Consider the following 19,560-nt stretch of genomic DNA (forward strand, 5'->3'; position numbering starts at 1 on the left):
CAATTTTTCCATAAAAATTGAATGCCTCCGGCGGGGATATTTTTGGAGAGAGGAAGACAATGTCTGAACCCTGGCTTCATATCGTGGGAATTGGTGAAGATGGCATGGACGGTCTTGTCCCTGCAACGCGTGCTGTTGTGGAAGCGGCGCAGATCATCATTGGTGGCGACCGCCATCACCGGTTGAGCGAAAGTGTTCAAGCCAAGCGCGTGGCTTGGCCATCCCCTTTTGATGCTTTGATCGATGTGCTTGAAAGCTATCGCGGCAAGCGCGTTGTTGTTTTGGCTACGGGTGATCCTTTGTGGTTTTCTGTGGGTGCACGCATTGGGCGGGCGATTGATCCAAGCGAGATCATTTATCATCCACAGTTGAGCGCATTCCAGTTGGCCGCAGCGCGTATGGGTTGGTCAATGCCGGATGTCGAAACGTTGACAGTGCATGGTCGCCCTGTGGAGCAAATGATCGCCTATATCCAGCCTGATATTCGCTTGCTTATCTTGACGACTGGTGCAGAAACACCTGCGCAGATAGCGCGTTTTCTAAGTGATCGCGGGTTTGGACAAAGTAAACTGACAGTTCTTGCGGCGATGGGTGGCAAGGATGAGCAACGCTTTGAGGGTATCGCGTGCGATTGGGCGCATGAGGTTCCGGCGTTCAATACGATGGCCGTCGAGTGTATCGCGGCTCCTGACGCCGCCCTCTTGCCGCGCGTGCCGGGGCTGTCGGATGATCTTTTTCAAAGTGATGGCACAATGACGAAGCAGGAAGTGCGTGCAGCGACTTTGGCCAAGCTCATGCCGATGCGCGGCGCTTTGTTATGGGATATTGGCACCGGTTGCGGATCGGTAGCGGTGGAATGGATGCGCGCTGCACGATACGCGCGCGCAATCGGAATTGAGCCGCGTGCAGACAGACGGGCGATGGCCGCGGCGAACGCATTGGCGTTGGGTGCACCGAAGCTGGAATTGATTGATGGTAAAGTGCCAGAAGCATTAAGCGGTTTGGACGCGCCGGATGCCGTCTTTATTGGCGGCGGTTTGTCGGCTGAAACGTTTGAGGCCGCTTGGACAGCACTGCGTCCTTTGGGGCGTTTGGTTGCAAATGCGGTCACGTTAGAAAGCGAAGCTGTGCTGATTGGCTTGCACAAGAAACATGGCGGACAGTTGGTGAAGCTACAGGTGAACCGCGCAGAACCTGTGGGTGCGCTGACGGGATGGCGTCCTTTGATGCCCGTAACGCAATGGAGCTTGATCAAACGATGAGCGGTAAACTTTATGGCGTTGGCCTTGGGCCGGGCGATCCCGAATTGATGACCCTTCGCGCGCACCGCTTGATTTCAGGCGCGCGTGTTGTGGCCTATCCAGCGCTTGCGGGTGCGGCGAGTTTCGCGCGCTCCATCGCGGCGGATGTAATCCCAAGTGCTGCGCGTGAAATTGTGATGGACGTGCCTATGAGCGTGGAGCGCGCACCTGCGCAAGCGGCTTATGACAAAGGTGCTGCAGCGATTGCGCTGGCGCTTGAATCTGGTGATGATGTAATTTGTCTGTGCGAGGGAGATCCATTTTTCTATGGCTCTTTCATGTATCTATTTGCGCGCTTGTCCGAGCGTTTTGAGGTTGAGGTTGTGCCAGGTGTCACCTCGATTACGACCTGCGCCGCGCGCGCGGGGATGCCTTTGGCGGCGCGCAACGAGCGCTTAACCGTTTTACCCGGACCGTTGCCCGAAGCTGAATTGCGTGCACGTATCGAAGGTGCTGAAAGCGTTGCTATTATGAAAGTCGGACGACATCTCGCGAAAATCAGAGGTGTGATTGAAGACCTCGGCCTTACGTCTCATGCGGTATATGTTGAACGCGCGAGCCTGCCGGAAGAAGTGGTGTTGCCCCTTGCTGACGCACCTGTGAAAGCGCCCTATTTTTCGATGATTTTGCTGACCAAAGGAGCCGATCCGTGGCTATAAGACCCGTTGTTTTGGCGCTCTCGCGCTCTGGTGAAGAAACTGCGCACCGCGTGGCCAAATCGATTGATGCTCAGGTGCACGGGCGCGAAGGTCGCGTTGCGCAGGCGGACGCATTCTTTGCCAACGCGCTTGATCATGCAAGAGATCTTTTCGCGGCAGGCGTCCCTATTGTGGGCGTGTGTGCAAGTGGGATCTTGATTCGCGGTGTCGCGCCTTTGCTTTCGGACAAACGCGCAGAACCGCCGGTTGTTTCGGTTAACGATGATGGGTCTGTTGTCGTTCCCTTGCTTGGTGGGCATCGTGGCGCAAATCGCTTGGCGCGCGAAATTTCTGAAGCGCTGGGCGGTGTCGCTGCTGTCACGACTGCTGGTGATGTTGCAATGGGTGTGGCATTGGATGAGCCACCCTTGGGATATGCTTTGGCAAATCCAGAAGACGCAAAATCCGCAATGGCCGCAATGCTCGGTGGTTCGGGCCTTCGCATTGAGGGTCAGAATATATTTGATCTTCAAGATGGTGACGCTGGCGTGGTTTTGAACGTGACAGATGCGCCTGTGCAGGGATCTGAAGCGGAACTTGTCTATCATCCACAAAACTTCGTGCTTGGCCTTGGCTGTGCGCGAAATGCAGATCCCGATGAAATGTGGGAACAGGTTGAGAAAGTCTTGGCAGAGGCGGGTGTGGCGGCAGGTGCGATTGCAGCTGTGGCCTCCATTGATCTGAAAGGCGATGAGCCAGCGATGATCGAGACTGCAAAGCGGCTTAGCAAGCCTTTACGGCTTTTCACGGCAGCACAGTTGGAGGAAGAGACCCCGCGATTGGAGAACCCTTCTGAGGTGGTTTTTGCAGAAGTCGGGTGTCACGGCGTAAGCGAGGCGGCGGCTTTGGCGATGGTCGGGACACAAGGTTCTTTGCGCGTCTCGAAACGCAAGGCGGCGAATGTGACCGTAGCTTTAGGTGAGGCTGTTGCGCCTCTGGTAGACCTGAAAGGCCGCGCGCGCGGAACATTGTCCATTGTTGGGATTGGTCCTGGCCAAGCGAGCTGGCGTACGCCCGAAGTTTCGCGTCTTGTTGCAGAGGCTGAAGAACTTGTCGGGTATGGACTTTACATCGATCTGCTTGGACCATTGGCGATTGGCAAGGAGCGGTCTGACTTCCCACTTGGTGGCGAGGAAGCGCGCTGTCGCTATGCGTTAGAACAAGCAGGGCAGGGCAAGAATGTCGCATTGGTGTGCTCGGGAGATGCGGGAATTTACGCGATGGGCGCGCTGGTATTTGAATTGATGGATCGCGCACCAGATGAGATGGGGGTCAGCAATGCAGCGCGCCGTGTTGAGGTTGTTTGCTCGCCCGGTGTTTCTGCGTTGCAGGGTGCGGCTGCGCGCGCTGGGGCTCCTTTGGGGCATGACTTCTGTGCGATTTCGCTCTCAGATTTGTTGACGCCGCGTGACGACATTTTGCGCCGTTTGAAAGCTGCGGCAGAGGGCGATTTCGTGATCGCCTTTTACAATCCCGTTTCGAAGACGCGCAGAACCTTGCTGGCGGAAGCGCGCGAAATTCTGCTGAAGCATCGCCCAAGTGACACTCCCGTCATGTTGGCATCGTCCTTGGGGCGGCCAGAAGAAAATGTGCGGTATCGTCGACTGGACGAGTTGGAAGTGGATGAGGTTGATATGTTGACAGTGGTCCTGATCGGCTCGAGCAATTCCAAGCTTGCCCAGCTTGGAACCGGTCCGCGAATGTACACGCCACGAGGCTATGCGCGCAAGATTGACGGCGATCTTAGTCAGCAAGCGTCGTAATCTGAGTTTATTTGGAAAGATGAAGCAATGACCGTTTATTTTATTGGTGCAGGTCCGGGTGATCCAGAGCTACTAACGTTGAAAGCGCAGCGTTTGATTGCGGAATGTCCTGTGTGTTTATTTGCGGGATCTTTGGTCCCTGAAGAGGTGGTTGCCGGTGCACCGGATGGTGCAATTGTGATGGATACGGCGGCTATGACGCTTGATGACACGCATGGTGAAATTGTTGCGGCGCATGGGCGCGGCGAGGATGTGGCGCGCGTGCATTCGGGTGATCCGTCTTTGTACGGTGCGATTGCAGAGCAAATTCGACGTTTGCGTGCTGACGGAATTGATTATCAGATTATTCCCGGCGTTCCCGCGTATGCTGCGGCCGCAGCGGCGTTGGGGCAAGAATTGACAGTGCCGGAAGTGGCGCAATCCATCGTGCTTACACGTGTGTCGATGAAAAGCACATCGATGCCGCCGAAAGAAACGCTAGAGAACTTCGCAGCGACGGGCGCAACACTTGCGATCCATCTGGGTGTGCGAAACCTGCGTGAAATCGTACGCGTTTTGGGCCCGCACTATGGCGAGGACTGCCCTGTCGTCGTGGCCTACCGTGTCGGCTGGCCAGATGAGATGTTCATTCGTGGCACTTTGAAAGATATCCACAAAAAAGTGCGCGCCGAGAAGATTACGCGCACGGCGTTGACGCTTGTGGGACCTGTGCTTGGGAACATCCGCGATTTCAAAGATTCAGCGCTTTATGACCCAAGCATGCCGCATGTTTTGCGACCTGTTGAAGGGGCCGTGTTGGACGAACCAATTGATTAAACGGCGCTCTCGCCTTCGATCATAGCCACGCGTGTTGCGTGGCGACCGCCCTCGAAGTCGGCGCTTAAGAATGCGTCAACGATATCAAGGGCGATCCCCTCACCAATCACACGCGCGCCCATTGAGAGCATGTTTGCGTCGTTGTGTTGACGTATCATGCGGGCGGAAAATGTGTCCGAGCATACACCACAACGGATACCTTCGACTTTGTTCGCTGCCATCATAATGCCTTGGCCTGTTCCGCACAAAAGTATGCCAAGCTCAAATTCTCCCGATGCAACACGTGCAGCGGCCGCTTGGCCATGTTTGGGGTAATGCGTGCTCTCAGATGTTGTCGGACCAATATCGAGCACAGTATGCCCTTGTGCTTCCACATGTGCTGCAATGGTTTGGCGCAATTTAATATCCGCGTGATCACTGGAGATGATGATGCTCTTAGGAGTGCTCATAGGTTTTCGATCCGAATTTGAGGCTGGTTAAAGTGGCCAATAAGCGCAATTCTGTGCTACTGCAAATCTCCAAATGCCTTTTGCAAGCGCTCTACCGCCTCTACGACACGTGCGCGTGGCGTGGCGAAATTAAAGCGCAAAAAACTCTCTCCGCCTTTGCCGAAGGTTGGTCCGTGATTAGCCGCAATCCGCGCGTTCTGCTCTACCCTTTGGGTGAATTCTTCGCGGCTCATACCTGTGTCTTCGAAGTCGACCCAAGCGAGATAAGTGGATTGCATCTCCATAGATTTCAAACCCGGAATAGCATTCACCCCTGCATCAAAGACTTTGCGATTGCCATCAAGGTACTGAACCAGATCATCAACCCATGCCGCGCCCTCCGCGCTGTATGCGGCTTCGGCCATAAACAAGCCAAAGGAGTTCGGGCTAAGCCCCATCGCCATCATCCGCGCAGCAAAGCGCGCGCGCAAATCAGGGTCGGCGATGATGACATTGCCAGAGTGCGATCCAGCAATATTGAAGGTCTTCGTGCTGGCGGTCATCATCACAAGACGATCTTCAATACCTGCGATATTCGCCATCGGGATGTGCGTATTGCCTTCAAACACAAGATCATGATGGATCTCGTCTGATACGAGGATCAATTCGTGGCGTTTGGCAAATGCGGCGACAGCTTGAAGCTCTCCTTTACTCCAAACGCGGCCCGAAGGGTTATGCGGGGAGCAGAAAACAAGCATCGTTTCCTCGCCCGTCATCTGAGCATCATAAGCGTCGAAATCCAGCTCGTAGCGGCCATTCACATTGCTCATCTCGCATTCGACAACATCGCGGCCCGCTGCATGAATAATCTTTGCAAACGCGTGATAAACGGGGGTGAACAAAACAACGCCTTCGCCCGGATTGGTAAAAGCATCAACGCACATGGCTGTACCATTAACGAGCCCATGTGTGGTGAAGATACCAGCAGGATCTACGTCCCAGCCATGGCGCGTTTTCATCCACCAACAAATGGCGTCACGGTAGGGTGCATCATTGCCGTAGTAGCCATAAACACCATGTTCGTGCATTCTTGCGACTGCATCGGAGACGCATTTAGGCGGGCGAAAATCCATGTCAGCCACCCACATCGAAATACCATCGCTTGCAGGGACGCCGTAAATTGCCTCCATCGCATCCCATTTTACAGAATGTGTGCCAAAACGGTCGATGATTTCGTCGAAACTCATGGGGTTGCTCCTAATTGGTTAACTAGGACGCTACCGAACTGAGCCAAATCTGCAAGGCCTGTTGCCGTGCGTGCGCTGCTAGATTAAATGCTGCTTTATGAAGCTTAAGATTTTGATCCACCCCGACCCGCGCCTCAAAAAGGTTTGTGCTGCCGTGCCCGATATTTCGGACGAATTGCGTAGCTTTGCGGATGATATGCTTGAAACGATGTACACGGCCCCCGGCATTGGCCTTGCTGCGCCGCAAGTGGGTGTGTTGGATCGCATGATCGTGCTTGATTGCGTCAAAGAAGAAGGGGCCGCGCCGGAACCTTTGGTCATGGTGAACCCACGCGTGATTGCTGCATCTGATGAGACGAACGTCTATGACGAAGGGTGTCTGTCCATTCCGGATCAATATGCCGATGTGACACGCCCGAAAGAGGTGCGTGTGGAGTGGCTCGATCTGGATGGCAATCTGCAAGAGCGTGATATGGATGGGCTCTGGGCGACTTGTGTGCAGCACGAGATTGATCATTTGGACGGTAAGTTGTTTATCGACTACCTCAAACCACTGAAACGCCAGATGATCACCCGAAAGATGCAAAAGCTGAAACGCGAATTGGCCCGCGGATGAGCGTTCTGCCGATTGTCATGTGGCCGGATGCACGCCTGCGCGAGGTCTGTACACCAGTTGCGGCGCTGGATGCTGCATTAGAAAATCTGATCGGCGATATGTTTGAGACGATGTATGACGCGCCCGGGCGGGGATTGGCCGCGCCGCAAGTTGGTGTGATGCAGCGGTTGTTTGTCATGGACGCCACTTGGAAAGAGGGCGAGATGAGCCCTCTGGTGTGCATTAATCCCAGTATTTTGCCGTTGGGTGATGTGCCTAGCACGAATGAAGAAGCGTGTTTGTCTATCAAAGGAGTTGCGGCAGATGTGACGCGACCGAATGAAATCGAGCTGCGCTATACTGATTTGAACGGGGCTATGGTGACGGCGCGTTTAGAGGGGTTCGCAGCGATCTGTGCCCAACATGAGATGGATCATCTAGAGGGTCGTGTGATCTTTGATCATCTAGAAACGGATGCGCGCGTCGCTTTGGAACGCGAATATGAAAGTCTATTAACATGAGCGTGCGCAAATGCATTCCTTGGCCTGATAAACGTTTGCGGACCCCGGCGCGTGAGGTGAGTGAAATCACCGATGAAGTGCGCGCGGTTTGGGATGATTTGATTGATACGATGGAAGCGATGCCCGGTGTTGGCATGGGCGCGCCGCAGATTGGTGTGATGCAGCGTCTCGCGATTGTGGATGCCTCGCAGGAGCGTGGCAAAGTTATTCGCATGGCGAACCCTGTAATCCTGCATGCGTCTTTGGAGTTGCGCGAACATGATGAGGCTAGTCCGAACTTGCCGGGTGTGTCAGCCCTTATCAAACGGCCCCGCGCAGTGACGGTGAAATTCCTTAACGATAAGGGCATTTTGGATCGTCGCGACTTTGTAGGTCTTTGGGCAACATCTGTGCAGCACCAGATTGATCACTTGAACGGTAAAATGTATTTCGACCACCTCAGCCGAATGAAGCGTGACATGCTGTTAAAGAAGGCGCGCAAGCTATGAGAATTGTCTTTATGGGCACGCCGGACTTTTCCGTACCGGTCTTGAACGCGTTGATTGAGGCGGGTCACGAAATTGCAGCCGTCTATTGCCAACCTCCGCGCCCCGCAGGACGTGGGAAAAAAGAGCGGCCAACGCCTGTTCACGCGCGCGCGTTGGAGTTGGGTTTGGATGTGCGACATCCGGTTTCTCTGAAAAATGCAGATGAGCAGGCAGCGTTTGAAACTTTGAACGCAGATGTTGCGGTGGTTGTCGCCTATGGATTGATCCTACCGCAGGTGATCTTGGACGCACCAGAACGCGGCTGTTTGAACATCCATGCATCACTCCTGCCGCGCTGGCGCGGAGCGGCGCCGATCCACCGCGCGATTATGGCGGGTGATGCGCAAACGGGTGTTTGTATTATGCAAATGGAGGCGGGTTTGGACACAGGGCCAGTCCTGCTGCGTGACGCGCTTGAGATTGACGTCGAAGAAACAACAGGGGCGTTGCATGACCGCTTGAGCGCATTGGGTGCGCGGCTTGTCTGTGATGCCTTGGGCCAGCTTGATCAACTCGTTCCGGATGCACAGCCCGAGGATGGCGTGACTTACGCAAGCAAGATCGACAAGGCCGAAGCGCAGGTGGATTGGGCTAAAGGTGCCGAAGAAATTGATCGTTTAATTCGGGGGCTTTCCCCCTCTCCGGGGGCTTGGACCATGCTGGATAGCGCACGAGTTAAGCTTCTGGCGAGCAGACAGGTTGATGCGGCTGGGACTGCCGGTCAGGCGATTGATGACACTTTCACAATCGCTTGCGCAACGGGTGCGGTTCAGATCACACGCGCCCAAAAGGCTGGTAAAGGCGCGCAAGATGCGCAAGAGTTTTTGCGCGGCACCCCTGTGCCCAAAGGCACCCAGTTCGGGGAAGGATAAACAGATGTTTTTGGCACTTTTCGGAACGGTCGTGATCGCGGGGATTGTTGGATATATCTCTGAAAAGAGTGGCTTCACTCACAATGGCTATCTGCCCTCGATCATCATCTGTATCGGTGGCGCATTTCTATTTTACTTCGTTTCGATCATGTTTCGGGTTGGTTTCGGCTCGCCGGGCGTTGATGCCATTCTTGCTTCGATCGGCGCACTCATCATTGTGCCGACGCATTGGCGAAAGTAGCGGCTTAGCGCTTGGGCGGTTCGTGTTTGTAAATCGGCAGACGCCACCCAAACGCTAATGAGCCAGCGCGCAAGATCACAGTGACAGCGATCGCAGCGCATAAAACACCGAACGTTTGCAAACCCATCGAGCTGACCAAGACCGCTGAGGACGCCCCAATAAAGGCAGCGCTGACGTAAAGCTCCCCTTGTTTCAGAACCAAGGGGACCTCGTTACACACCACATCGCGCATCAGACCGCCAAGGCAGCCGGTAACGATCCCCATCAGAACCGTAATAATCGCAGGTTGATCAAGCGCTAACGCAACGCCGACCCCAGCGGCCACAGCGATCCCAAGGGCAAGTGCATCGAGCCAAATCAACAGTTGATAGCGGCTTTCAACCAGATGCGCGGTGAAGAAAACAAAGAGCGCGGCGAGCGTTGTGATCGCAAGGTAAGCGGGCTGCTCAATCCAGAAAATCGGGTTTCTATCCAAAAGAACATCACGCACCGTGCCGCCACCGATCCCTGTTAAGGCAGCAAGAAATGCAAAGCCAACAAGATCGAGCTGCGCGCGTGACGCCACCAATGCGCCCGTCAGCGCAAAGATGAAAACAGAGCTGTAATCGAGCAAGGCAAGTAGGCTCATCCGCTTTTCTTAAATGGGGCCATGCCAGCGCGTGCCAATTCATCCGCGCGTTCATTTTCAGGATGACCTGCGTGTCCTTTGACCCATTCCCAGTTCACAGTGTGGCGCGCTTGTGCTTTATCTAAACGCTGCCAGAGTTCTACGTTCTTCACTGGTTTCTTTGCGGCGGTTTTCCAGCCGTTTTTCTTCCAACCAAGGATCCAACCCGTCACACCGTTTTTGACGTATGTGCTATCGGTCACGATGGTCAGTTCAGAAGCGCGCTCCAGCACTTCAAGCGCGGAAATAGCGGCCATCAATTCCATTTGATTGTTTGTCGTAAGCTCAGCGCCGCCGCTAAGCTCGCGCTGTTTGAGAATTTCGTCCCCCTGCATCGCTCGCATCAGAACGCCCCAACCGCCAGGGCCGGGATTACCGCTACATGCGCCGTCTGTATAGGCTATCAAATTCGGCATGTTATTGTTTCCTACCTTGCAAAGACACCCAATCGGCCATTGACCCATCCATACCTTTGTCGGTCCCTTGATTGCGATAGATTATCGTTAGCCCCGTTTGGGTGAGCATGTCTTCTAACTCATCTGCGCTGAAATAGGAGTATTTGCGCCCGATACGATCCCGCTTTTCGCCAATTCCTGCTTTCATAGCGATATGAAAGACGCCATCTGATTTAAGTGCTCGTACGATTTGTTCTATGTGCCCTTCAACCGCATCACGTCGGGCGTGAAGAAGGCTGAAATTAGCGAAAACGCCATCGTAGTGGTCCGTTGCGTTCAGTTGATCAAACGTCTTACACCGCGCGGTCACGCCATCATGCGCGCTTGCCAGTTTGACCATTTCGACAGAGGCGTCTGTTGCATCAACCTCAAATCCAGCTTGTGCCATGAGTTTGGCGAAGTGCCCGGGGCCGCAACCAAGATCGAGGATCCGACCACCTGCATCAACGTTTTTTAAAAAAGCTGTGAAATCTGCGCCATATGCGTCATTGCTCGTCAGCTCTGCGTATTCACCCGCTTTGGCGTTGTAGACTTCAAGAGTTTCTTGATCACTCATCCCAAAAGTACTCCGATAAGCAAAGATATGATGACGATCCCGCTGAGCAGTATACGTAATGGCATCCACCATTCAGGCGTGAGGCCCCATTTGCTGAACATCCAATCGAGCGCGAGTAGACCTACAAAGCCAGCGATCAGGTAAATCCCCGCGCTTGTTGGGCCGCCACCTGTCATGAAGAACGCCCAAAGAGCAGGCAGTACAGAAAGCGCGTAGCCAGTGGCCGCTTGGTTGCCGTCCGCTTTTGTCGCGAACCCCCAAAGCACGCCAGACATGAATGCTAAGATGACTGCGCCATAAAAGAGCTGCACATATGGCCCGACAAAACGCGGACCAATCAATTGCGCGCTCACGAGTGCGAAATCGGGCAGGGCGGTTGTGATTGCACCCCAGATGAATGGGATCGTGCCCGCCAACCCTAAAACAAGCGGTGCGCGGGGTATCATGATGCTTCACGCAAAACGCGTGGGACTTTGAATTCTACGTTTTCTTTCGCTGTTTCAACGACTTCAACAGTGACATCGTATTTCGCTTTGAAGGCATCAATCACTTCAGTGATCAAAACATCTGGCGCAGAGGCTCCGGCGGTAATGCCGATGCTATCGATCCCTTCTAGTGCGCGCCAATCAATATCTGTCGCGCGCTGGACAAGTTGGGAATAGCTACATCCCGCTTTCGCACCGACTTCAACCAGACGCTTTGAGTTTGATGAATTTGGCGCGCCTACGACAAGCATTGCATTTGTTTTCGCAGCCATTGCTTTGACTGACTCTTGGCGGTTCGTCGTGGCGTAGCAGATGTCTTCCTTATGCGGTCCTTGGATCGCTGGAAAACGCTCTTGTAGCGCGGCTACGACATCAGCAGTGTCATCTACAGAGAGCGTGGTTTGCGTAACAAATGCAAGCTTTTCAGGGTCGCGTACTTCAAGTGTCGCGACATCGCTGGCTTCTTCAACCAACAGAACTTCACCCTCGGGGAGTTGCCCCATTGTGCCGACGGTCTCTGGGTGACCTTCATGGCCGATCATGACAAGCTGAAGCCCGTTCGCGCTATGGCGTTCTGCTTCGATGTGCACTTTGCTTACCAGAGGGCAGGTGGCATCGACAAACAGCATTTCGCGTTTTGCGGCATGGGCTGGGACGGATTTTGGCACACCGTGCGCCGAAAAAATGACCGGACGGTCATCAGGGCATTCGTCCAATTCTTCGACAAAAACAGCCCCCTTATCGCGCAGGGCATCAACAACGAATTTATTGTGTACTATTTCGTGGCGCACAAACACCGGTGCGCCCCATTTCTCCAGCGCCATTTCAACAATTTTAATGGCGCGATCTACGCCTGCGCAGAACCCACGCGGCGCAGCAAGATACAGGGTTAGCGGCTTAGCGGTCATCTAAAACTCCATCGAGAAAAGCAAAGCGTTTTGGTTTCTCAAGAGGTAGCGTGGGACGGCGCTGTGGTCCAGTGGAACAAATCGCTACAAATGCAAAAGCCGAAGCGATGTGCTCCGGCTTTTGATGTGATTAGTTGGCTGCTGCTGCGACCGGTTCTCTTTCGATCATCGGCTCGCGCGGGGGACGTCCCAACACGTCCTTTAGCTCATCAAGCTCAATGAAGTTGTCTGCTTGGCGGCGCAACTCGTCAGAAATCATTGGTGGCTGACTACGGATCGTTGAGACCACAGAAACGCGCACGCCTTGACGTTGCAGGCTCTCGATGAGTGGTCGGAAATCGCCATCACCTGAGAAAAGAACGATGTGATCGACGCGTGGTGCAAGCTCCATAGCATCGACTGTGAGTTCGATGTCCATGTTGCCTTTTACTTTGCGACGCCCTTGGCTGTCCGTATATTCCTTGGCCTGCTTGGTCACCATTGTGAAGCCGTTGTAGTTCAGCCAATCGACCAAAGGTCGGATCGGGGAGTACTCATCGTTTTCCAATAATGCTGTGTAATAGAACGCGCGTAACATTTTTCCGCGGCGCATAAATTCTTGCCGCAAAAGTTTATAATCGATGTCGAACCCAAGCGCTTTGGCTGCTGCGTATAAGTTCGACCCATCGATGAACAGCGCGAGCCGTTCGTCTTTATAAAACATAATTGTCCTTTCAGGTCAGATCCGCCATGCCGTGAGTGTGTGAGTGGTATAAAAATAAATTTGCGGCGGATCCGGACTGTAAGTTAGGTCCATCTTGAGTTTGAGGCAAGAGTGAAGAGCGCGAAAAATATGGGCACACTACGGAAAGACGGTCGTTTGCAGCTTGTCGCTTTGGGGGCAAATGTATCTGCGAACGGCGAGCCACTTACACAAAATCTTAGCCATGCGATTAAAGCAATATCCGACAGTGGCTTCGACCTTCGCGCTGTGAGTCGATTCTTTAGTACTCCCTGTTTTCCAGCTGGAGCGGGACCCGACTATGTGAACGCTGCTTTGGTTGTGCGCACGGCACTTTTCCCGTCGCAATCGCTCGAGCGGCTGCATGAGATTGAAGCACAGTTTGGCCGTGAGCGGGTCCAACGTTGGGGGCAGCGCACGCTTGATCTTGATCTGATTGGGGTAGGGGACGACGTGCTACCAGATGAAGCTGAATATCATAGGTGGCGGGCGCTAGACCCTGCTTTGCAAGCCCAAGCGGCACCCGATAGATTGATATTACCGCATCCAAGGCTGCAAGACCGCGCGTTTGTACTTGTCCCGTTGGTTGATATCGCGCGCCATTGGCCGCATCCTGTTTTAGGTGAAACGCTTGAGCAACTTTTGTCGCGCTTACCTCAGCAAGATCTTGCTGAGGTTGTGCCACTGTAGTGTCAGCACGCCCTTGAATATCTGCTTGTCAAGCCTAGTTTTGAGGTCTAGAAGGCGTGGTTTCTAGCACCACATCAAATCGGAGAGCATCATGGCCCGAGTTACAGTAGAAGATTGCGTCGACAAGGTACCTAACCGGTTTGATCTCGTTATGCTTGCGGCACACCGTGCACGCGAAATTTCAGCGGGTGGTGCAATCACGGTAGAGCGTGACAATGACAAAAACCCCGTCGTTTCATTGCGTGAAATCGCAGACGAGACGCAGTTGGCAGATGATTTGCGCGAGCGTTTGATTGAAAGCAATCAGACCCAGATCGAAGTCGATGAGCCTGAAGAAGACGCAATGGCGCTTCTCATGGGTGCAGAAGCGGACAAGCCTGTAGAAGACGATATGTCCGAAGAGAAGTTGCTTCGCGCTTTGATGGAAGCACAAGGGCAAGGCTAAGTCACTTACGCGCGTAAGGCACTAGATGGATGACCACACCACTGATCTGATGTCCCCCGATGCGCTGCTTGCCACAGTCCGCACCTACAACCCGAAGACAAATGAAAAGTTGATTAGGGATGCGTTTGCCTATGGCGAGCGCATGCACGAAGGTCAGTACCGTCATTCGGGCGAACCCTATTTCACACATCCTATCGCTGTGGCTAGTATTCTAGCGGATCAAAAACTTGACGATGCCACGCTGATCACAGCGCTGTTGCACGACACGATTGAAGACACGAAGTCCACCTATGGTGAGGTCGCTGACATGTTCGGCGATGACATCGCCAAGCTTGTGGATGGCGTGACAAAGCTCACAAATTTGCAGCTCAGCTCCAGTGAAACCAAGCAAGCCGAGAATTTTCGTAAATTGTTTGTTGCGATGGCCAAAGACCTAAGGGTTATCTTGGTAAAGCTGTCGGATCGGTTGCATAATATGCGTACGATCAAAGCAATGAAGCCTGAAAAGCAAGTCGTAAAAGCGCGTGAAACTATGGACATTTACGCCCCCCTCGCGGGGCGCATGGGTATGCACTGGATGCGCGAAGAGCTTGAGGACCTCGCGTTCAAAGTTCTAAATCCCGAAGGGCGCGCATCGATCATTCGCCGCTTTATCCGCTTGCAGAAAGAAACTGGCGATGTGATCCACAAGATCACTGGCGATATGCGCAAAGAATTAGGTGAACATCAGATCGAAGCGCAGATCTATGGGCGTGCCAAAAAGCCTTATTCGATCTGGCGTAAGATGCAGGAAAAAGAGCAAGGGTTTTCCCGCCTCTCTGACATCTATGGCTTTCGCATCATCACGCAAAGCGAAGAGGACTGTTATCGCGCATTAGGTATTATCCACCAGCGCTGGTTCGCTGTGCCTGGTCGCTTCAAAGATTATATCAGTCAGCCTAAGACGAATGGCTATCGCTCTATTCACACGACTGTTTCAGGGCGTGATGGGAAACGCGTTGAGGTGCAAATCCGCACACAGCAAATGAACGATGTGGCCGAAGCGGGTGTTGCGGCGCATTGGTCTTACCGCGATGGAATCCGCTCTCAAAACCCCTTTGCGGTAGACCCCGTAAAATGGGTGGCAAGCCTGAACGAACAGTTTGGCGCAGAGGATGATCACGAGGATTTCCTCGAGGCCGTTAAGCTTGAGATGTATTCCGATCAGGTCTTTTGTTTCACCCCCAAGGGCGAGGTCGTGAAGCTGCCACGCGGAGCGACGCCGCTTGATTTTGCTTACGCAATTCACACGCGCATCGGCAGTGCCTGCGTTGGCGCAAAGGTTGATGGATTGCGCGTGCCACTTTGGACGCGTTTGAAGAACGGTCAATCCGTAGAGATTGTGACTGCGGAAGGACAGCTGCCGCAGTTTAACTGGCTGGACATTGCTGCGACGGGAAAGGCCAAAACCGCGATCCGTCGCTCTTTGCGCGAACAAGATCGTGATCGTTTTATCAAGCTCGGGGGCGAACTCGCGCGCGCGGCGTTTGAAAACGTAGGACGCAAAGCGACAGATAAAGCGCTGAGGACAGCTGCAAAAACGCTCCGGCTTGGGGCTTCCAAAGACGTGCTTGCTGAACTTGGGGCGAGCATGATTACCGCAAATGAAGTCGTGCGTGCGGTCTATCCAGAGCTTGTGGAAAAAACTGACGCGAATATCGACAGTGCTCGGGCTGTTATCGGCCTTGAGCATCGCCAGGCTCATGAGCGCGCGCTTTGTTGTCAGCCGCTTCCTGGTGAGCGGATCGTTGGTATTACCCAGCGCGGGCGCGGCGTTGTTGTGCATGCAATCGACTGCCAAGCGCTGAGCCAGTTTGAGGATCAGAACCAGCGTTGGATCGATCTACATTGGCAGGCAGGCACGCATCCCCCAATTCACGCGGCGCGACTTGACGTAACGATAGGCAATGACGCAGGGGTAATGGGACGGATTTGCACATTGATTGGCGAGCAAGGAGCCAATATCTCAGATCTTGCGTTTACGGATCGCAAGCCGGACTTCTACCGTTTGCTCTTGAGCGTGGACTTACGTGATGCGGAGCATTTGCATTCTATCATTTCAGTCCTTTCAGCCGAAGATGATGTGGCAGAAGTGGCGCGTCATCAAAATCCAAATGACGCAGACAAAAGCGTCACCGAGATAGGATCGCACCTTGGTTTTCAAACGCCGGGATAGACGCAACTGGCTCAGAGCGATCTGGGAAGTCATCTACCCCAAGGGTGGATGGACGCGCGCGTTCCACTACGTGAAGCACCGCGTGCGCCGACTGCCAGATTCGCCAGAACGCATTGCGCGTGGCATTTTCGCCGGTGTTTTTACATCTTTCACGCCGTTTTTTGGATTGCACTTTGTCGTCTCGGTTCTGCTTGCGCGCATCATAAACGGCAATTTGTTTGCCTCGATCCTCGCCACGTTTTTTGGCAACCCTTTAACCTTTGTGCCGATTGCCTATTCTTCTCTTAAAACGGGCTATTGGTTGACCGGTATGAACGTAGATGCAGATCGTGTGCGTCACGGCCTTGGTGAAATGTTCTACAGCGCTAGCCACGATTTATGGTTCAATTTCAAAGCACTGTTTAACAATAAGACACCGGAATGGGCGGGGTTGATCGAGTTTTATAACGATGTGTTTTACCCCTATATGATCGGCTCTTTGATACCGGGCGTGCTGTCGGGTTTGGTGTGTTACTACTTGTCGGTGCCGGTCATCCGAGCCTATCAAAAACGCCGCAACAAAGGCGTGCTCAAAGCGCGTCTTGCACGTTTGAAAGAAAAGGCCGCAGAAAAGAGCGCCAAGAAAGCCGCGGAAAAAAGCTAGATCGCACTGGCCTTAGCGGCCCATCGCTTTACTCTGCTACTCAAGTTTAATTCGGAGGGCTTCACATGGCTCAAAAACTCCCTTTGCGCTTAGGCGTTAATATCGATCACGTTGCAACTCTTAGGAATGCACGCGGCGGTGCTTTGCCCGACCCTGTCCGTGCAGCCTTAGTGGCACAAGAGGCGGGTGCAGACGGCATTACGGCGCACCTTCGTGAAGATCGCCGTCATATTCGCGATGCGGATATCGATGCTCTGATGGAAGCGTTGAGCATCCCGCTTAATTTTGAAATGGCCGCAACGGATGAGATGCAGGCAATCGCGTTGCGCCATAAACCGCATGCCGTGTGTCTGGTGCCTGAAAAGCGCGAAGAACGCACGACCGAGGGTGGCTTGAACGTTGCCCAAGACGAAAACAATCTTGCCCACTTTATCGCACCCTTGCGCGAAGCAGGATCACGCGTTTCGATTTTTATCGCAGCCGATAAGAAGCAGATCGACAGTGCCCATCGCATTGGTGCTGAGGTGATCGAATTGCACACCGGTGCCTATTGCGATGCGTTTGCTGAGGGCGATTTTGAGACCCGCGATCGCGAGCTCGCGGCAATGACGGAAATGGCCGCCTATGCCCACGAGCTTGGTCTTGAAGTACATGCAGGGCACGGTCTGACCTATGAAGACGTCACGCCCGTCGCGCAATTGCCACAAGTGCAAGAAGTAAACATCGGACATTTCATCATCGGCGAAGCAGTGTTTCGCGGGCTTGGTCCAGCGATAGAGGAAATGCGTCGTGTGCTTGATTTAGCGCGTCCATGACGGGCTGGGAGCTCGCAGCGCTGTTGCTGGCTTGGGGGCTCGGGGGCGGGTCACCAGGCCCTGCGACTTTGACGATTAGCGGTACAGCGATGTCTCGCGGTCGTATAGCGGGTGTTGTTTCTGGCTTTGGTATTGTGTGCGGGTCGGCATTTTGGGGGATCGCGTCCGCACTTGGGATGGGTGCAGTGATGCTGACCAACGCTTGGCTATTTCTCGCGCTAAAGTACATTGGCGCGCTGTATTTAGGCTACTTGGCGTTGAAGTCCTTTCGCTCCGCATGGCAGGGCAGCGCCGCAAAAGAACAGGCCGCGTTGAAAGGTGGCTTAAAACGCGTGTTTGCCAAAAGCCTTGCGATCCACCTTACCAACCCCAAAGCAATACTTGGATGGGGGGCAATCTATGCAATTGCACTTCCCAAAGACGCTGCGACCTCTGATTTGTTGGTTTTGTTCTCACAGCTGATCTGCGTTTCAACGGTGGTTTTCATCGGCTATGGTATTTTGTTTTCCAATTCTTGGCTCGTTGAGCGGTATCGACGCGCGCGGCGCGGTTTCGAGATTGGATTTGGTATGCTGTTTGGCGCGGCGAGCTTAAAAATTCTTACGACCAAGGCGATCTGATCTATGATCCTAGGTATCGGCACTGATCTTGCAAATATTGAGCGTATCGCTGGCACGCTTGAGCGTTTCGGCGATCGCTTCAAGAACCGTGTGTTCACTGATGTTGAGCAAGCCAAAGCAGAGCGTCGTAAAGATGTGGCAGGCACCTATGCCAAACGCTGGGCTGCGAAGGAAGCATGCTCCAAGGCGCTTGGAACTGGATTGGCAATGGGGATCGCTTGGAAGGACATGTCAGTCACCAATTTACGCAGTGGTCAGCCGGTGATGCATGTGACGGGCTGGGCAGCGAAACGCGTGCAAGAGATGACACCGGACGGATACGAAGCTGTGCTTCACGTCACGTTGACAGATGATCACCCGTGGGCGCAGGCCTTTGTTGTGATCGAGGCGCGGCCCATCGCGGCAAAATAGCGTTGTACAGCGCCCATCCGTGCGGTTGACATAAAGCCATGCGCCCCTCATGTAGCGTGCACCTGCGAATTGGAGAGAAGCACATGGCCGAAGCCGAAAAAAAAGGCAATCCAGTCATCGAGACGATCAAAACTATTGTGTATGCGCTGCTCATCGCAGGCGTGTTCCGCACGATATTTTTTCAGCCCTTCTGGATTCCATCGGGGTCGATGAAAAACACGCTTTTGATCGGTGATTTCCTGTTCGTGAACAAGATGGCCTATGGCTACTCCTACGCGTCTTGCCCATCGGTGATTATCCCGCGGTTTGGTATCAATCTGGATGCAAAGAGCTTTTGCGGTTTCGCAGATGGTGACAACACACGTCTCTTCGGTGGTGAGCCTGAGCGCGGTGATGTTGTTGTGTTTCGTCACCCAGTCTCCGGCCGTGATTTCGTGAAGCGCTTGATCGGTATGCCGGGCGACAAAGTGCAGGTCAAAGGTGGCGTTGTGTTCATCAACGGTGAAGCGGCACCGCAAGAACCTGCAGGTATCTTCGAAGAAGTTGCTGCTGCGCAGGGGCCGCATCGTTTGCGCCCGCGCTGCGCCAATGGCCCTGTGGGCGAGGGCGGCACATGCAACAAAGAACAGTTTACTGAAACGCTGCCCAATGGTGTGCAGCATTCAATCTTGAACATTGGCACTCAACGTTCTGATGATACGCCGGTTTATACGGTTCCTGAGGGCAATTACTTCTTCATGGGTGATAACCGTGACAACTCTTCTGATAGCCGCGTGCCGAACGCTGCCGGTGGTGTTGGATTTGTGCCCTACGAGAACCTGATTGGTCGTGCGGATCGTGTGATGTTCTCATCCGCTGGTCGCTCCATGCTGTTCTTCTGGACATGGCGGTCTGATCGTTTCTTCAAAGCAGTCGATTGA

At 53.8% G+C, this 19,560-nt stretch carries 25 protein-coding genes; 17 read left to right on the plus strand and 8 right to left on the minus strand.

What is annotated here, in order from left to right; all coding sequences use genetic code 11:
• Positions 1-59 precede the first annotated feature (59 nt).
• The 4 genes from cbiE to cobM are packed head-to-tail and all read left to right on the plus strand — an operon-like array spanning position 60 to position 4,578.
• Positions 60-1,262: a precorrin-6y C5,15-methyltransferase (decarboxylating) subunit CbiE gene (gene cbiE / locus ACTG3Z_RS06495; protein ID WP_439142027.1), complete on the plus strand. Its 1,203-nt coding sequence runs from the start codon at positions 60-62 to the stop codon at positions 1,260-1,262.
• On the plus strand, positions 1,259-1,960 hold the full coding sequence (gene cobI, locus ACTG3Z_RS06500) for a precorrin-2 C(20)-methyltransferase (protein WP_439142028.1): 702 nt from the start codon (positions 1,259-1,261) through the stop codon (positions 1,958-1,960). Before cbiE ends, cobI begins: the two co-directional genes overlap by 4 nt.
• A complete protein-coding gene (cobJ, locus tag ACTG3Z_RS06505) occupies positions 1,951-3,762 on the plus strand; it encodes a precorrin-3B C(17)-methyltransferase (RefSeq protein WP_439142029.1) in 1,812 nt (603 codons plus the stop codon). Before cobI ends, cobJ begins: the two co-directional genes overlap by 10 nt.
• Before the next feature lie 27 nt (positions 3,763-3,789).
• Positions 3,790-4,578 carry a precorrin-4 C(11)-methyltransferase gene (gene cobM / locus ACTG3Z_RS06510; protein WP_439142030.1) on the plus strand — a complete coding sequence of 263 codons (789 nt, stop codon included), beginning with the start codon at positions 3,790-3,792 and terminating at the stop codon, positions 4,576-4,578.
• Here the strand turns inward: cobM and rpiB are convergent.
• On the minus strand, positions 4,575-5,027 hold the full coding sequence (gene rpiB, locus ACTG3Z_RS06515; RefSeq protein ID WP_439142032.1) for a ribose 5-phosphate isomerase B: 453 nt from the start codon (positions 5,025-5,027) through the stop codon (positions 4,575-4,577). The two genes, cobM and rpiB, sit on opposite strands and share 4 nt — an antisense overlap.
• A gap of 56 nt (positions 5,028-5,083) precedes the next feature.
• Positions 5,084-6,253 (minus strand): MalY/PatB family protein, encoded by a 1,170-nt coding sequence (locus ACTG3Z_RS06520; protein ID WP_439142033.1) that lies wholly within the window; start codon positions 6,251-6,253, stop codon positions 5,084-5,086.
• A gap of 97 nt (positions 6,254-6,350) precedes the next feature.
• On the opposite strand from ACTG3Z_RS06520, the gene def (ACTG3Z_RS06525) reads away from it, so the two are divergent.
• From def (ACTG3Z_RS06525) to ACTG3Z_RS06545, 5 genes are read left to right on the plus strand one after another with little or no spacing between them, the layout of a single operon-like run.
• A complete protein-coding gene (gene def / locus ACTG3Z_RS06525; protein WP_439142034.1) occupies positions 6,351-6,869 on the plus strand; it encodes a peptide deformylase in 519 nt (172 codons plus the stop codon).
• On the plus strand, positions 6,866-7,369 hold the full coding sequence (gene def, locus ACTG3Z_RS06530) for a peptide deformylase (RefSeq protein WP_439142035.1): 504 nt from the start codon (positions 6,866-6,868) through the stop codon (positions 7,367-7,369). The genes def (ACTG3Z_RS06525) and def (ACTG3Z_RS06530) overlap by 4 nt, the downstream gene beginning before the upstream one ends.
• Complete coding sequence (gene def / locus ACTG3Z_RS06535; RefSeq protein ID WP_439142036.1) at positions 7,366-7,857, plus strand: peptide deformylase; 492 nt, start codon at positions 7,366-7,368, stop codon at positions 7,855-7,857. The genes def (ACTG3Z_RS06530) and def (ACTG3Z_RS06535) overlap by 4 nt, the downstream gene beginning before the upstream one ends.
• Positions 7,854-8,768 carry a methionyl-tRNA formyltransferase gene (fmt, locus tag ACTG3Z_RS06540; RefSeq protein ID WP_439142037.1) on the plus strand — a complete coding sequence of 305 codons (915 nt, stop codon included), beginning with the start codon at positions 7,854-7,856 and terminating at the stop codon, positions 8,766-8,768. The genes def (ACTG3Z_RS06535) and fmt overlap by 4 nt, the downstream gene beginning before the upstream one ends.
• A gap of 4 nt (positions 8,769-8,772) precedes the next feature.
• Positions 8,773-9,009: a hypothetical protein gene (locus ACTG3Z_RS06545; RefSeq protein ID WP_439142038.1), complete on the plus strand. Its 237-nt coding sequence runs from the start codon at positions 8,773-8,775 to the stop codon at positions 9,007-9,009.
• Between the two features lie 4 nt (positions 9,010-9,013).
• On the opposite strand, the gene ACTG3Z_RS06550 is transcribed toward ACTG3Z_RS06545, so the two are convergent.
• From ACTG3Z_RS06550 to ACTG3Z_RS06575, 6 genes are all read right to left on the minus strand, one after another.
• A complete protein-coding gene (locus ACTG3Z_RS06550) occupies positions 9,014-9,637 on the minus strand; it encodes a trimeric intracellular cation channel family protein (RefSeq protein ID WP_439142040.1) in 624 nt (207 codons plus the stop codon).
• Complete coding sequence (gene rnhA / locus ACTG3Z_RS06555; RefSeq protein ID WP_439142042.1) at positions 9,634-10,092, minus strand: ribonuclease HI; 459 nt, start codon at positions 10,090-10,092, stop codon at positions 9,634-9,636. Before rnhA ends, ACTG3Z_RS06550 begins: the two co-directional genes overlap by 4 nt.
• Before the next feature lies 1 nt (position 10,093).
• A complete protein-coding gene (locus tag ACTG3Z_RS06560; RefSeq protein WP_439142044.1) occupies positions 10,094-10,687 on the minus strand; it encodes a class I SAM-dependent methyltransferase in 594 nt (197 codons plus the stop codon).
• Positions 10,684-11,133, minus strand: a complete 450-nt coding sequence (locus tag ACTG3Z_RS06565) for a DUF3429 domain-containing protein (protein ID WP_439142045.1) — start codon at positions 11,131-11,133, stop codon at positions 10,684-10,686. The genes ACTG3Z_RS06560 and ACTG3Z_RS06565 overlap by 4 nt, the downstream gene beginning before the upstream one ends.
• Positions 11,130-12,080, minus strand: a complete 951-nt coding sequence (gene ispH / locus ACTG3Z_RS06570; RefSeq protein ID WP_439142047.1) for a 4-hydroxy-3-methylbut-2-enyl diphosphate reductase — start codon at positions 12,078-12,080, stop codon at positions 11,130-11,132. The genes ACTG3Z_RS06565 and ispH overlap by 4 nt, the downstream gene beginning before the upstream one ends.
• A gap of 130 nt (positions 12,081-12,210) precedes the next feature.
• Complete coding sequence (locus ACTG3Z_RS06575; protein ID WP_439142048.1) at positions 12,211-12,783, minus strand: LabA-like NYN domain-containing protein; 573 nt, start codon at positions 12,781-12,783, stop codon at positions 12,211-12,213.
• A gap of 129 nt (positions 12,784-12,912) precedes the next feature.
• On the opposite strand from ACTG3Z_RS06575, the gene folK reads away from it, so the two are divergent.
• The 8 genes from folK to lepB all read left to right on the plus strand — a co-directional run bounded on the left by folK (position 12,913) and on the right by lepB (position 19,560).
• The gene (gene folK, locus ACTG3Z_RS06580) at positions 12,913-13,491 is read left to right on the plus strand and encodes a 2-amino-4-hydroxy-6-hydroxymethyldihydropteridine diphosphokinase (RefSeq protein ID WP_439142050.1); all 579 of its coding nucleotides are present in this window, start codon (positions 12,913-12,915) and stop codon (positions 13,489-13,491) included.
• A gap of 91 nt (positions 13,492-13,582) precedes the next feature.
• Complete coding sequence (rpoZ, locus tag ACTG3Z_RS06585) at positions 13,583-13,936, plus strand: DNA-directed RNA polymerase subunit omega (RefSeq protein WP_439142051.1); 354 nt, start codon at positions 13,583-13,585, stop codon at positions 13,934-13,936.
• A gap of 46 nt (positions 13,937-13,982) precedes the next feature.
• Positions 13,983-16,151, plus strand: a complete 2,169-nt coding sequence (locus ACTG3Z_RS06590; RefSeq protein ID WP_375265389.1) for a RelA/SpoT family protein — start codon at positions 13,983-13,985, stop codon at positions 16,149-16,151.
• Positions 16,129-16,794, plus strand: a complete 666-nt coding sequence (locus tag ACTG3Z_RS06595) for a DUF2062 domain-containing protein (protein ID WP_439142053.1) — start codon at positions 16,129-16,131, stop codon at positions 16,792-16,794. The genes ACTG3Z_RS06590 and ACTG3Z_RS06595 overlap by 23 nt, the downstream gene beginning before the upstream one ends.
• Before the next feature lie 65 nt (positions 16,795-16,859).
• The gene (locus ACTG3Z_RS06600; RefSeq protein WP_439142055.1) at positions 16,860-17,609 is read left to right on the plus strand and encodes a pyridoxine 5'-phosphate synthase; all 750 of its coding nucleotides are present in this window, start codon (positions 16,860-16,862) and stop codon (positions 17,607-17,609) included.
• Entirely contained in the window at positions 17,606-18,229 is a 624-nt protein-coding gene (locus ACTG3Z_RS06605) for a LysE family translocator (protein ID WP_439142056.1), read from the plus strand. The genes ACTG3Z_RS06600 and ACTG3Z_RS06605 overlap by 4 nt, the downstream gene beginning before the upstream one ends.
• Positions 18,230-18,232: 3 nt before the next feature.
• Positions 18,233-18,640, plus strand: coding sequence for a holo-ACP synthase (gene acpS / locus ACTG3Z_RS06610; RefSeq protein WP_375265378.1), 408 nt, complete (start codon positions 18,233-18,235; stop codon positions 18,638-18,640).
• Between the two features lie 83 nt (positions 18,641-18,723).
• The gene (lepB, locus tag ACTG3Z_RS06615) at positions 18,724-19,560 is read left to right on the plus strand and encodes a signal peptidase I (RefSeq protein ID WP_439142058.1); all 837 of its coding nucleotides are present in this window, start codon (positions 18,724-18,726) and stop codon (positions 19,558-19,560) included.

This window comes from Planktotalea sp. (genome assembly GCF_965659345.1).
Taxonomy (GTDB): domain Bacteria; phylum Pseudomonadota; class Alphaproteobacteria; order Rhodobacterales; family Rhodobacteraceae; genus Planktotalea.